This is a genomic window from Streptomyces sp. XD-27, assembly GCF_030553055.1.
Taxonomy (GTDB): Bacteria; Actinomycetota; Actinomycetes; order Streptomycetales; family Streptomycetaceae; genus Streptomyces.
In genome coordinates, this window is sequence record NZ_CP130713.1 from 6,927,986 (window position 1) to 6,941,073 (window position 13,088).

Annotated in this window: 12 protein-coding genes; 7 read left to right on the forward strand and 5 right to left on the reverse strand. The window is 75.1% G+C overall.

Features of this window, described 5'->3' with window-relative positions; translation table 11 throughout:
* The first annotated feature begins 14 nt into the window (after positions 1-14).
* Positions 15-977: an electron transfer flavoprotein subunit alpha/FixB family protein gene (locus tag Q3Y56_RS30325; RefSeq protein ID WP_304464955.1), complete on the forward strand. Its 963-nt coding sequence runs from the start codon at positions 15-17 to the stop codon at positions 975-977.
* 151 nt (positions 978-1,128) lie between these two features.
* Positions 1,129-2,409: an aldolase/citrate lyase family protein gene (locus Q3Y56_RS30330; protein ID WP_304464956.1), complete on the forward strand. Its 1,281-nt coding sequence runs from the start codon at positions 1,129-1,131 to the stop codon at positions 2,407-2,409.
* 92 nt (positions 2,410-2,501) lie between these two features.
* Here the strand turns inward: Q3Y56_RS30330 and Q3Y56_RS30335 are convergent, their stop codons facing one another.
* Positions 2,502-3,497 (reverse strand): LacI family DNA-binding transcriptional regulator, encoded by a 996-nt coding sequence (locus tag Q3Y56_RS30335; protein WP_304465867.1) that lies wholly within the window; start codon positions 3,495-3,497, stop codon positions 2,502-2,504.
* A 204-nt stretch (positions 3,498-3,701) separates the two neighbouring features.
* On the opposite strand from Q3Y56_RS30335, the gene Q3Y56_RS30340 reads away from it, so the two are divergent.
* Together Q3Y56_RS30340 and Q3Y56_RS30345 are read left to right on the forward strand one after the other, a co-directional pair.
* Positions 3,702-4,658: an ROK family protein gene (locus Q3Y56_RS30340; RefSeq protein WP_304464957.1), complete on the forward strand. Its 957-nt coding sequence runs from the start codon at positions 3,702-3,704 to the stop codon at positions 4,656-4,658.
* A 298-nt stretch (positions 4,659-4,956) separates the two neighbouring features.
* Entirely contained in the window at positions 4,957-5,991 is a 1,035-nt protein-coding gene (locus tag Q3Y56_RS30345) for an NUDIX hydrolase (RefSeq protein WP_304464958.1), read from the forward strand.
* Between the two features lie 153 nt (positions 5,992-6,144).
* Here the strand turns inward: Q3Y56_RS30345 and Q3Y56_RS30350 are convergent, their stop codons facing one another.
* Positions 6,145-7,512 (reverse strand): dipeptidase, encoded by a 1,368-nt coding sequence (locus Q3Y56_RS30350; RefSeq protein ID WP_304464959.1) that lies wholly within the window; start codon positions 7,510-7,512, stop codon positions 6,145-6,147.
* A 198-nt stretch (positions 7,513-7,710) separates the two neighbouring features.
* Here Q3Y56_RS30350 and Q3Y56_RS30355 point away from each other — a divergent pair, with 198 nt between their 5' ends.
* The 3 genes from Q3Y56_RS30355 to Q3Y56_RS30365 all read left to right on the forward strand — a co-directional run bounded on the left by Q3Y56_RS30355 (position 7,711) and on the right by Q3Y56_RS30365 (position 11,308).
* Positions 7,711-8,916, forward strand: a complete 1,206-nt coding sequence (locus Q3Y56_RS30355) for a geranylgeranyl reductase family protein (RefSeq protein ID WP_304464960.1) — start codon at positions 7,711-7,713, stop codon at positions 8,914-8,916.
* Between the two features lie 404 nt (positions 8,917-9,320).
* Positions 9,321-10,646, forward strand: coding sequence for a sensor histidine kinase (locus Q3Y56_RS30360; protein WP_304465868.1), 1,326 nt, complete (start codon positions 9,321-9,323; stop codon positions 10,644-10,646).
* Positions 10,643-11,308 carry a response regulator transcription factor gene (locus Q3Y56_RS30365; RefSeq protein WP_304464961.1) on the forward strand — a complete coding sequence of 222 codons (666 nt, stop codon included), beginning with the start codon at positions 10,643-10,645 and terminating at the stop codon, positions 11,306-11,308. Before Q3Y56_RS30360 ends, Q3Y56_RS30365 begins: the two co-directional genes overlap by 4 nt.
* A 38-nt stretch (positions 11,309-11,346) precedes the next feature.
* On the opposite strand, the gene Q3Y56_RS30370 is transcribed toward Q3Y56_RS30365, so the two are convergent.
* From Q3Y56_RS30370 to Q3Y56_RS30380, 3 genes are read right to left on the reverse strand one after another with little or no spacing between them, the layout of a single operon-like run.
* The gene (locus Q3Y56_RS30370; RefSeq protein ID WP_304464962.1) at positions 11,347-12,246 is read right to left on the reverse strand and encodes a DUF2797 domain-containing protein; all 900 of its coding nucleotides are present in this window, start codon (positions 12,244-12,246) and stop codon (positions 11,347-11,349) included.
* A 37-nt stretch (positions 12,247-12,283) separates the two neighbouring features.
* The gene (locus Q3Y56_RS30375; protein WP_304464963.1) at positions 12,284-12,565 is read right to left on the reverse strand and encodes a DUF6332 family protein; all 282 of its coding nucleotides are present in this window, start codon (positions 12,563-12,565) and stop codon (positions 12,284-12,286) included.
* Between the two features lie 3 nt (positions 12,566-12,568).
* Positions 12,569-13,081, reverse strand: coding sequence for a DUF4442 domain-containing protein (locus Q3Y56_RS30380; protein WP_304464964.1), 513 nt, complete (start codon positions 13,079-13,081; stop codon positions 12,569-12,571).
* Between the last annotated feature and the right edge of the window lie 7 nt (positions 13,082-13,088).

The following is a 13,088-nucleotide window of genomic DNA, read 5'->3' on the forward strand; positions in this document are numbered from 1 at the left end:
AGGAGAGCAGAACCATGGCTGAAGTCCTCGTCTACGTCGACCACGTGGACGGCGCCGTCCGCAAGCCCACCCTCGAACTGCTGACCCTGGCCCGCCGGATCGGCGAGCCGGTCGCGGTCCACCTCGGCGCCGGTGCCGACACCGCCGCCCCGGTCCTGGCCGAGCACGGCGCGGTGAAGGTCCTCACCGCCGACGCGCCGGAGTTCGCCGAGTACCTCGTCGCCCCGAAGGTCGACGCCGTACAGGCCGCCTACGAGGCCGTCTCCCCGGCCGCCGTGCTCTTCCCGTCCTCCGCCGAGGGCAAGGAGATCGCCGCCCGCCTGGCGGTCCGGATCGGCTCCGGCATCATCACCGACGCCGTCGACCTGGAGGCCGGCGACGAGGGTCCGGTGGCGACCCAGTCGGTGTTCGCCGCCGCGTTCACCACCAAGTCCCGGGTCGGCAAGGGCACCCCGGTCATCACGGTCAAGCCGAACTCGGCCGCCGTGGAGGCCGCCCCGGCCGCGGGCACCGTCGAGCAGCTCGCCGTCAGCTTCGGCGCGCAGGCCACCGGCACCAAGATCGTCTCCCGTACGCCGCGTGAGTCCACCGGCCGCCCGGAGCTGACCGAGGCCGCGATCGTGGTCTCCGGCGGCCGCGGCGTGGGCGGTGGCGAGAACTTCCCGGTCATCGAGGCGCTCGCCGACTCGCTCGGCGCGGCCGTCGGCGCTTCCCGCGCCGCCGTCGACGCCGGCTGGTACCCGCACACCAACCAGGTCGGCCAGACCGGCAAGTCCGTCTCGCCGCAGCTGTACATCGCGGCGGGCATCTCCGGCGCGATCCAGCACCGCGCCGGCATGCAGACCTCGAAGACCATCGTGGCCATCAACAAGGACGAGGAGGCCCCGATCTTCGAGCTGGTCGACTACGGCGTCGTCGGCGACCTGTTCGACGTCGTTCCGCAGCTGACCGAGGAGGTCAAGGCCCGCAAGGGCTGACCCGCCCGGCTGTGCCCAGGACGGCCCCCGTACGCACCGCGTACGGGGGCCGTCCGCGTGCCAGACGGGTGTTGACCTGCGCGCATGCCCCGGATAACTTCGCTCTACGGATTGTTGATTCCGTGCAGCGGAAAAGATGGAGGGTGTGGGTATGGGGCAGCACGAGACGGTGACGACGAGCCTCGGCAGTGCCGTGCACGAGGACATCGCGGCCTCTCTCGCCGCGGTGGACGCCGAACTGGCCGCCCGCTACCCCGGCGACCCCGGCACCCGGCAGCCCGTCCACACCGTCTACGTCCCCGCCGACGCCTTCACCGCCGGCACCATCCGCGAGTGGGGCGACCAGGCGCTGGCCGCCCTGGACGCGCACGCCCCGGACGCCGCCGCCCTCGCCGCCGTCCTCGGCCTCCCCGGCGAACTGGCCGAGCCCGTCCACGCGCGCGTGCGCGCCAAGTTGGAGCGCGAGCCCGTCGAGGACCTGCGGATCGACTTCGAGGACGGCTACGGCCCGCGCCCCGACGCCGAGGAGGACGCCGCCGCCGCCCGCGCCGCCCGGCTGGTGGCGGAGGCGTACGCGCAGGGCACGGCCGCGCCGTACATGGGCATCCGTATGAAGTGTATGGAAGCGGCCGTCCGCGACCGAGGCATCCGCACCCTCGACATCTTCCTCACCGGACTGACGGAGGCGGGCGGTCTCCCCGCGGGCCTCGTCCTCACCCTCCCGAAGGTGACCTACGCCGAGCAGGTCACCGCCATGGCCCGGCTGTGCGAGGAGTTCGAGAAGGCCCACGGACTGGAGGCGGGCCGCATCGGCTTCGAGATCCAGATCGAGACCACCCAGGCGATCCTCGGGCCCGACGGCCGCGCCACCGTCGCCCGCATGATCGACGCCGCCGAGGGGCGCGCCACCTCCCTGCACTACGGCACCTTCGACTACAGCGCCTCCTGCGGCGTCAGCGCCGCGTACCAGTCGATGGACCACCCCGTCGCCGACCACGCCAAGGCCGTGATGCAGGTCGCCGCCGCGGGCACCGGCGTCCGGCTCTCCGACGGCTCCACCAACGTCCTCCCCGTCGGCCCCACCGAGCGCGTGCACGACGCCTGGCGGCTCCACCACGGCCTCGTACGCCGCTCCCTCGCCCGCGCCTACTACCAGGGCTGGGACATGCACCCCGGCCATCTGCCCACCCGCTACGCCGCTGTGTACGCCTTCTACCGCGAGGGGTTGGAGCAGGCCGCGGCGCGGCTGGCGGCCTACGTGAGCCGGGCGGGCGGCGACGTGATGGACGAGCCCGCGACCGCCAAGGCGCTCAGCGGCTATCTGCTGCGCGGCCTGGACTGCGGGGCGGTCGACGCCGACGAGGTCGAGTCGCTGACCGGGCTGACGCGGGCCGGCCTCGACGAACTCGCCGGTCGGGCACCGCGCCCGTAGCGCCGACACCGACACCGGACCCGGCGCCGCGCCCGTGACCCGTACAGACCTGTACCGGCCCGGCGCGACGCCCGTGACCCGTACGGGCCGGGTCAGGCGGCGTCCGGCGGCGGGGGGAACTCGCCCGAGCCGCGCACGATGAGACGGGTCGGCAGCACCACGCGGCGCGGCGCGTCCGCTCCGCCGTCGAGGCGGCGGAAGAGCATGTCCGCGGCCTTACGGCCCAGTTGGGCGGGGTCCTGCGCCACCACGGTGACGGCGGGGGAGAGCAGGTCGGCCAGTTCGAAGTCGTCGAACCCGACGAGGGCGACGGGCCGGAGCCGGCCGGCCAGGACCCGCACGATGGTGACGGTGACCCGGTTGTTGCCCGCGAACAGCGCGGTGACCGGGGCGGGCCGGTCGAGCATCGCCTCCGCCGCGGCCCGTACCCGCTCGGGACCGGTGGGGCCCAGCGACACCCACGCCTCGTCCACCGGCAGCCCGGCGTCGGCCATCGCGGCCCGGTAGCCGCGCAGCCGCTCGGCGGCCGTGTGGATGTGCGGCTGGTCGCCGATGAAGCCGATCCGGCGGTGGCCGTGCGCGATGAGGTGGGCCACCGCGGTGCGGGCGCCGCCGAAGCTGTCGGCGAGCACCGCGTCGGCGTCGATCCGCGCGGCCGGGCGGTCCACGAAGACGGTGGCGACGCCGGCGGCGATCTCCGGCGCCAGATAGCGGTGGTCGTCCCCGGCCGGGACGATCACCAGGCCGTCCACCCGGCGGGCGCACAGCGCCAGGACCAGCTCCTGCTCGCGCTCGGGGTCCTCGGCGCTGGAGCCGTTGATCAGCAGGGCGCCGTGCGCCCGCGCGACCTCCTCCACCGCGCGGCTCAGCGGCCCGTAGAAGGGGTCCGCGAGGTCCTCCAGGACCAGGCCGATGCTGGCGGTGCGGCCCTTGCGCAGGATGCGGGCGCTGTCGTTGCGCCGGAAGCCGAGGGCGGTGATGGCCTCCTGCACCCGCCGCTCGGTGTCCGGGGTGACCCCCGGCTCTCCGTTGACGACCCGGGACACCGTCTTGAGGCCGACTCCGGCGCGCGCCGCGACGTCCTTCATCGTGGGCCGGGTGCCGTAGCGGCGCGGGACGGAGCTGTGGACAGGGTCGGCCACGGTGCGCTTTTCCTGTTCTGTCGCCGGTGGAGGGGGATTTCAGGGTAGGAATGAGGTGACGAGCATAGCCCCTGGACAACGTTGTCAAGGCCGGGGAGACTGTGTGCGACCCCTGTATCGTCCCGCCCCGCGCCAGGAGAACCGACTCGCATGCCACGTGACCTCATCGCCGCGCTCGACATCGGCGGCACCAAGATCGCGGGCGCCCTGGTGGACGGCAGCGGCAAGCTCCTCGTACGGTCCCGGCGCGCGACGCCCGCGCAGGAGGACGGCGCGACGGTGATGGGCGCCGTCTCGGAGGTCCTCGGCGAGCTGACGTCCGGTCCGCAGTGGTCGCGAGTGGCCGCCGTCGGCATCGGGAGCGCCGGTCCTGTGGACGCCTCGGTCGGCACCGTCAGCCCCGTCAACATCCCCGGCTGGCGGGACTTCCCGCTGGTGGCGGGGGTCCGCGAGACCACCGGCGCGCTGCCGGTCACGCTGGTCGGCGACGGGGTGGCGATCACCGCCGCCGAGCACTGGCAGGGCGCCGCCCGCGACCGCGGCGACGCCTTGTGCATGGTCGTCTCCACCGGAGTCGGCGGCGGCCTCGTCCTGGGCGGCAAGCTGCACCCCGGCCCCACCGGCAACGCCGGGCACATCGGGCACATCTGCGTCGACCTGGACGGCGACCCGTGTCCGTGCGGCGCGCGCGGCTGCGTCGAACGCATCGCCAGCGGCCCCAACATCGCCCGCCGCGCGCTCGCGGACGGCTGGCGACCGGGCCCCGACGGCGACATCAGCGCCGCCGCCGTGGCCGCGGCGGCCCGCGCGGGCGACCCGGTGGCCCGGGCCTCGTACGCGCGCGCCGCGCGGGCGCTGGCCGCCGGCATCGCGGCGACCGCGGCCCTGGTGGAAATCGAGGTCGCGGTGATCGGCGGCGGGGTGGCGGGCGCCGGCGACGTCCTGTTCACCCCGCTGCGCCGGACGCTGCGCGACTTCGCCACGCTGTCCTTCGTACGGGAACTCACGGTCGTGCCCGCCCAGATGGGTACGGACGCGGGCCTGGTCGGGGCCGCGGCGGCGGCCGCGCAGGAGACCGGGCTGGCGGGGTTCGCGACCATGGTGTGACGGGCGCCGGGTGGCCGGACCGGCCACCGGCACCGGCGTACAGGCGCCGGACTTGGGGGCACCCGCGCCCACCGATGGCGTGCGGGCCCGCCGCTGGTCCGGTGGCGTGCAGGGCCGCCGCGGGTTCGGCGACGCCGACCACAACGCGGCCCGGAACGTCGTGCACCTGTACCGGATCGGCCATGGGTCGCCGCCGACCGGGACCGATGGCATGGGTGGCAGGCGCCGCCGCGCCGCCGGCGTTTCCGTGGCAGGGTAATGCGGGCAATTCTCGGGTGGCGACAAAAGGGGGAAAAACGTGATCGTCTGGCTGAACGGCGCGTTCGGTGCGGGCAAGACCACCGCGGCCCGCGCGCTGGTGGATCTGCTCCCCGGCAGCACGCTGTACGACCCGGAGCTGGTCGGCGACGGCCTGCGCATGATGCTGCCGCGGAAACGCCTGGCGGAGGTGACGGACTATCAGGATCTGCCGTCCTGGCGACGGCTGGTGGTGGAGACCGGGGCGGCGCTTCACGCGGAGACGGGCGGCCCGCTCGTGGCACCCATGACCCTGCTGCGGCAGGACTACCGCGACGAGATCTTCGGAGGCTTCGCTTCCCGCCGTATACCGGTCCGCCATGTCCTGCTGCGTCCCGACGAAACGATCCTTCGCCAGCGGATAGACCAACGCGAGGAGGTGCCCGGCGACCCCGAGGCGAACGAGTCGGTGCGCCGCTGGTGCCGGGACCATCTCGTGCCGTACCGGACCGCGCTGAGCTGGCTGGGTGCCGACGCCCACGTCGTCGACACCACAGGGCTGACGCCCGCGCAGACCGCGGAGCGGATCGTCGACGCCGTCCGCCGCGGGGCGGGCGCCTGCGACATCGTGCAGACCCCGGAGCCGAGGACCGCGACCGTGGCGGCCGGGGTCCTGCTCTTCGACGACCAGGACCGGGTACTGCTCGTGGACCCGACGTACAAACCCGGTTGGGAGTTCCCCGGCGGGGTCGTGGAGAGCGGGGAACCGCCGACCCGCGCCGGGATCCGCGAGGTCGCCGAGGAGTTGGCGGTACGGCTCGACGGGCCGCTGCGGCTGCTGGTCGTCGACTGGGAGCCGCCCCGGCCGCCCGGCCACGGGGGCCTGCGGCTGCTGTTCGACGGCGGTCGGCTGGATCCGGAGGCGGCGCGGCGGGTGACCCTGCCCGGTGAGGAGCTGCGCGGCTGGCGCTTCGTCACCGAGCAGGAGGCGGCCGACCTGCTGCCGCCGGAGCGGCTCCACCGCCTGACGTGGGCGCTGCGAGCGCGGGAGCGGGGCCGCCCGATCAACCTGGAAGCGGGCGAGCCGGTGGGCTGACGCGGGCCGGGGTCCGCCGCCTGGCCGGTGGCGTCCTGCGGGGCGGCAGGAGGGGCCGTGCAGGGGCGCTCGGCGGGAGCGCGCCCCGCCCGCCCCGAAGGGCGTACCCCGCGGCGCGGGGTACCCCGTCCACGGCCCCTCGCCGGGAGGCGCCTACGCGCGGCCGCGGGTTGCCTCGGCCGCCGCGTACTTGCGCAGGAACAGTGCCTCCGTCAGCGACAGCCGCTCCAGCTCCTGCGGCGACACGCTCTCGTTGGGCGCGTGGATCTGCGCCTCCGGCTCGCTCAGGCCGATCAACAGGATCTCCGCCTCCGGGTACAGCGCGCCGAGGGTGTTGCAGAGCGGGATGGAGCCGCCCTGTCCGGCGATGGCCATCTCCTGGCCGTCGTACGCCTCGCGCATGGCCTCGCTCATCGCGGCGTACGCCGGGCTGTCGGTGTCCGCGCGGAACGGCTGGCCCTGGCCGACCTGCTCCACGGCCACCCGCGCGCCCCACGGCGCCGCGTTGTGCAGGTGGGCCGTCAGCAGCTTCGTCGCCTCGGCCGCGTCCGTGCCCGGCGGCACGCGCAGGCTCACCAGAGCCCCCGCGCTCGCCTGGACGGACGGGGTGGCGGCGGCCACCGTCGGGCAGTCGATGCCGATCACGGTCACGGCGGGGCGCGCCCAGATGCGGTCGGCGACCGTGCCGGAGCCGATCAACTCGACGCCGTCCAGCACCTTCGCGTCGCCGCGGAAGTCGTCCTCGCCGTACTGGAGTCCGTCCCAGGACGTGTCCACCGTCAGCCCGTCGACGGTGGTGGAGCCGTCCTCCGCGCGCAGCGAGTCCAGCATGCGGATCAGCGCGGCGAGTGCGTCCGGTGCGGCGCCGCCGAACTGCCCGGAGTGCAGGTTGCCTTCGAGGGTGTCGACCTGGATCCGCAGCATCGTCATGCCGCGCAGCGTCGCGGTCACGGTCGGCAGCCCGACCCGGAAGTTCCCGGAGTCGCCGATGACGATGGCGTCCGCGGCCAGCAGCTCCGGGTGGGCCTCGGCGTAGCGCTCCAGGCCGCCGGTGCCCTGCTCCTCCGAGCCCTCCACGATCACCTTGACGGCGACCGGGACCCCGCCGTGCTCCTTGAGCGCGCGCAGCGCCGTCAGGTGCATGATCAGGCCGCCCTTGCAGTCGGCGGTGCCGCGCCCGTACCAGCGGCCGTCGCGCTCGGTCAGCTCGAACGGCGGGGAGAGCCACGCCTCCTCGTCCAGCGGCGGCTGCACGTCGTAGTGGGCGTAGAGCAGCACCGTCGGGGCGCCGGCCGGGCCGGGCAGGAAGCCGTAGACGGACTGGGTGCCGTCCGGGGTGTCGAGCAGCTCGACGTCCTGGAACCCCTCGGCGCGCAGGGCGTCCGCGGCCCAGCGCGCGGCGCCCTCGCACTCGCTCACGGGGAACCGCGACGGGTCCGCGACCGAGCGGAAGGCCACGAATTCGGTCAGTTCGCTCTTGGCCCGCGGTATGAGTGCGGCGACGGACGTGGCGAGATCCATGGGGAACGCTCCTGGGGTGCACGGCGTTGGGCACATTGTTGGCACGCACCTTGTCGGCACGTTGCTCGGGCACGTTTGTGCGACTTGTTGTGTGCTGTCGATCATCCCACAGTGAGCCTCGGACCCCTCGCGCCGTAGGATGCGGAAACAGCCGGAAGCGACGGGTCCGAGGTCAGTCGAGTGGGAGCGGAAGCACACGTGAGCAGCGACAACGCAGCCCAGGGCAAGGGTTCGGTGTGGGACGTCGTCGTGGTCGGGGGAGGGCCCGCGGGCGCCTCCGCGGCCTACGCGGCAGCCTGCGCGGGACGCCGGGTGCTGCTGCTGGAGAAGGCCGAGCTGCCTCGGTACAAGACGTGCGGCGGCGGCATCATCGGCCCGTCCCGCGACGCCCTGCCGCCGGGGTTCGAGCTGCCGCTGCGGGACCGGGTGCACGCGGTGACGTTCTCGCTGAACGGCAAGCTGACCCGCACCCGCCGCTCCAAGCAGCCGCTGTTCGGGCTCATCAACCGCCCGGAGTTCGACGCCGGGCTGGTGGCGGCGGCCAGGGACGCGGGTGCCGAGATCCGTACCGGCGCCGCCGTCTCACGGGTCGAACAGCATGGCCCGTCCGTGCCCGACCGGCGGACGGTCGCCGTGGTGCTGGCGGACGGCGAGACGGTGCTGGCGCGCGCGGTGGTCGGCGCGGACGGCAGCGCGAGCCGCATAGGAGCACATGTCGGGGTCAAGCTCGCCCAGGTGGACCTCGGCCTGGAGGCGGAGATCCCGGTTCCGCCGACGGTCGCGGAGGACTGGGCGGGCCGGGTGCTCCTCGACTGGGGCCCGATGCCCGGCAGTTACGGCTGGGTCTTCCCCAAGGGCGACACGCTGACGGTCGGTGTGATCTCGGCGCGGGGCGAGGGCGCGGGCACCAAGCGCTATCTGGAGGACTTCATCGCCCGGCTCGGCCTCGCCGGGTTCGAGCCGAGCATCTCCTCCGGGCACCTGACCCGGTGCCGTTCCGACGACTCCCCGCTGTCCCGCGGCCGGGTGCTGGTCTGCGGCGACGCCGCGGGCCTGCTGGAGCCGTGGACGCGCGAGGGCATCTCCTTCGCGCTGCGCTCGGGACGGCTCGCGGGGGAGTGGGCGGTACGGATCGCCGAGGCGAACGACGCGGTCGACGCCCGCCGCCAGGCCCTGAACTACGCCTTCGCGATCAAGGCCGGGCTGGGGGTCGAGATGGGCGTCGGCCGGCGGCTGCACACGGCGTTCTCCCGCCGCCCGGGGGTGTTCCACGCGGCGGTCACCGGGTTCCGCCCGGCGTGGCGGGCGTTCACGAAGATCACGCGCGGCACGACGAGCGTGGCGGAGATCGTCCGTACGCATCCGACGGCCCGGCGGGCGCTGTCGGCGATGGACCGCGGCTAGGGCCTTTTCCTCCCCCCGCTCGCGGTAGGAGCCGGATGCCCTGCGTCACACGGCGGTGGTACGGAACACCGGGTGGCGCGGGGCGGCTTGGCGCCGCTCGCCGTCGCCGGGACGCGCACGACGCGGGCCTGCCGCGCGTCCCGGACGCCGCCGCGCTGCCCGAGGCGGCGCCGCGCGACGCACGGCCGGTCTGCGCGTGGCCCAGGAGCCGGGGGCGGCGACCGGCCAGGGCGCGTCCTGCGGGGTACTCCCCGGGGAGTACGCGCGATCACCGCGCCCGGCGGACGCCACCGCGCGCCCGCCGGGTCTAGCGTGGCCGTATGAGTGAGGGCGAGGGACGGACGCGGCCCTGCGACGGCGGGTCGGGACCGCGGCACTGGCTGCCTCCCGGCCCGTATCCGCGCATGTCGCCCGACGGCGGCGGGTCCGGCGCGGACGGCCCGTCCCGGCTGCCCTGGCGGTCCACTACCCTGCTGCTGCTCTTCACGCTCGTCGGTACGGGCTTCGCCGCGCGGAACCAGCCCGAGCGCGCGGATGTGGACCCGTTCGCCCTCACGCTGCTCGTCCTCACCCCCGCCCTGCTGGTCCTGCGCCACCGCCATCCGGCGCCGACCGTCCACGCGGTCGCCGCGGCGACCCTGCTCTACCTCGGCGCGGGCTATCCGTACGGGCCGATCCTGGTCAGCGTCGTCGTCGCCTCGTACGCGGCGGTCGTGGCGGGCCGCCGGCACGCGGCCTGGGCCGCGCTCGGCATGCTGTGGGCGGGCCATCTGCTGATCACCCACTGGCTCTACCGGTGGCTGCCACCGGCCGGTGACCACGCGGCCGGATGGGGGCAGGAACTGGCGGTCGCCGCCTACGTCACGGCGGTGCTCGCCGCCTCGGAACTCGCCGCCTCCCGCCGCGAGCAGTGGGCCCGCGAGCGCGCGGAGCGGGCGGCGGCCGAGCGCCGCCGGGCGGACGAGGAGCGGCTGCGGATCGCCCGCGAACTGCATGACGTCCTCGCCCACAGCATCTCCGTGATCAACATCCAGGCGGGGGTCGGGCTCGCCCTGCTCGACCAGGACCCCGGGCAGGCCCGCGCCGCGCTGACCACCATCAAGTCCGCGAGCAAGGAGGCGCTCGGCGAGGTCCGCCGGGTGCTGGACGCGCTGCGCGCGCCGGGCGCCGCGCCGCGCGCGCCCGCGCCGGGCCTGGACCGGCTGCCGGAGCTGACCGCGCAGGCGGCGGGCGCCGGGCTGGCGGTGGACGTCACCACCGAGGGCCCGCGGGCCCCGCTGCCGCCCGGTGCCGACCTGGCCGCCTTCCGGATCGTGCAGGAGGCGCTGACCAACGTCGTGCGGCACTCCGGATCACGCACCGCGCGAGTGCTGCTGCGCTACGCGCCCCGGGCGCTGGAGGTCACCGTCGACGACGACGGGCCCGCCACCGGTGGCGATCCCGCCACCGGCGACGGGGGCCTCACCGGCGGCGGCAGGGGCCTGATCGGCATGCGGGAGCGAGCCGCGGCCCTGGGCGGGACGGTGGCGGCGGGCCCCCGCCCCGACGGCGGCTTCCGCGTCCACGCCCGTCTGCCGGTCGGCCCCGGCGCCGGCGAGCCGACGCCCCCTGGCCCCGAGCCCGGCCCTGCCCCTGGCCCTGAGCCCACCCCCGCCCCTGGCCCTGAGCCCACCCCCGCCCCTGGCCCCGAGCCCACCCCCGCCCCCGCTCCTGGGAAGGAGACGTCTTGATCCGCGTCACCCTCGCCGACGACCAGGTCCTGGTCCGCGCCGGATTCCGCGCCCTGCTCGACGCTCAGCCCGACATCGAGGTGGTCGGCGAGGCCGCCGACGGCGAGCAGGCGGTCGCGCACGTCGCCGCGCTCCGGCCCGACGTGGTGCTCATGGACATCCGTATGCCGCTGCTCGACGGGCTCGCCGCGACCCGCCGGATCACCTCGGACCCGGACCTGTCCGAGGTCAGGGTGGTCATCCTCACCACCTTCGAACTCGACGAGTACGTCTTCGAGGCGATCCGCTCCGGCGCTTCCGGCTTCCTTGTCAAGGACACCGAGCCGGACGAACTGCTGCGCGCGGTACGGGCGGTGGTCGAGGGCGACGCGCTCCTCTCGCCGGGCGTCACCCGCACCCTGATCGCCGAGTTCGCCGCCCGCTCCAAGGAGCCCGCGGCGGACGCGCGGCTGGCGGAACTGACCGAGCGGGAACGGGAGGTGATGGCGCTGGTCGGCATCGGGCTGTCCAACGAGGAGATCGCCCGCCGCCTCGTCGTCAGCCCGCTCACGGCCAAGACCCATGTCAGCCGCACCATGGTCAAACTGGGCGCCCGCGACCGCGCCCAGCTGGTCGTCCTCGCCTACGAGTCCGGCCTGGTCCGCCCGGGCTGGCTCGGCTGACGGCGGCGCCGTTCACCGCGGCCCCAAGGCCGGGCCCCTCAGAACAGCGCCTCCGGTTCGGGGGCCGCCGGGAACCGCACCTGAGCGGTCGCCACGGCATCCGGCGCGGCCGCCTCCAGGGCCCAGCCAGCGAGCTGCCGTACGTCCAGCAGGAGTCCGCGCCCGTCCGCCGCGCGCAGATACACGTCCGGCCCGGCCACCGCCTCGACCTCGCCCGCGACCGTACGGCCCGCGGCGAGCGAGACCACCCCGTGTGCCGCCCCCGCGCCGCGCACCCGGTCGAGGTGGAAGACCGCGTCGTGGTGCACCGGCGCGAAGGGGGCCGCGGCCAGGGACTCCGGCAGCCCGGGCAGCGCCCGCGCCCTGCCGTGCAGAGCGGCCAGTTCGGCGGCGCGTGTCTCCCGCTCCGGCGGATCCCGCCGCGCGGCGCGCTTGGCCGTGTACGGGAACCTGTCGGGGACGCCGAGTCCGGCCCCCAGCACGGCTTCCGCGCGCCGCGCGGCCATCAGCGGCCCGCGGCCCAGGAGCGTGAAGGAGAGCGCGGCCTGCTCCAGCAGCCGGGCGCCTTCGCGCTCGGCCGCGGTGATCCCGACCTTGATCAGGCCCGGGGCGAACCAGGCCAGATAGACGTCGTAGGGGCGCGGGTCGTCGGTGCGGGTGTCGGCCGCGACGGAGTACGAGCGGTCCAGCCGCGCACAGTCCGGGCACTGCGCGGAGACGGCGGAGTCGGACACCTCGGCGGCCGCGGGGCACGGGGTGTGCCGCGCGCCCCGGGTCACCCCTGCGCACTCCCGCCGCGCTCCGGTGGTGAACGCCAGCGGGCGCCCCGGCGGCAGCGGGGAGGTCCGCTCACCGCGGGTCCCGTGCCGCCAGACCAGGGCGGGCCCGGAGGGGTCCCAGCGCAGCCCGGCGCACCGCCATTCGGCCGCCGGGGTCATCGCCGTCCCACCACCGCGGTCATCGCCGTCGATCGCGTCACGGGCGCCCGGTCACCGCACGCCCGTCATCGGTCACCCGCCGCTTGGCGCCGAACCGCCGCAGGACGCCGACCACGCGCGCGGCGAAACCGGCGCCGGCGACGAGCCCGGCGCCCCGCAACCAGGCGCCCTCCCAGGCGGGGTCCAGCACGCCGGCCAGCGCCGGGGAGGCGGCGGCGAGGAACAGCGCGCCCGCCAGCAGCAGCCCCGTGGCGACGGCGAACCCGATCTCCACGGTCACCGCGTCGCGCGCGGCCTGGTCCCGGATCCCCGCCCCCATACGTCAGCCCTTCGTGCGCTGCACGGGGCGGCCCTGCGGCGAGGCCCCGTTCTCCTTCGCCGACTTGCGGCGCACGTACAGCTGCTTGCGTACGCGTGCCACCACCGTACCGTCGGCCGCGACCACCTCGTTCTCGAACCACGGAAGCGCCTTGCCGCCGTCGGCGGTCGCCTCGCGGATCTCCCGCAGCCGGTCCTCGGTGAGCGTGAAGTCGGCGAACACGTCGCCGCGGCCCGGCGCGACGAAGTCGATCTCGCCCGCCTTGTCCCAGACGATGTAGTCCCGGCCGAGGTTGTGCATGGCCAGCAGCATCCAGAACGGGTCGCTCATCGCGAACAGCGAACCGCCGAAGTGGGTGCCCACGTAGTTGCGGTTGAAGCGGTGCATCCGCAACCGGACGCGCGCACTGCTCCAGTCCTCGGCGATGTGGACCACCCGTACGCCGGAGAAGAGGAAGGGCGGCCACAGGTTCATACCGCGGCGCAGGGTCTGCGGCGACAGCGTTCTACGCGACATGGCGGCA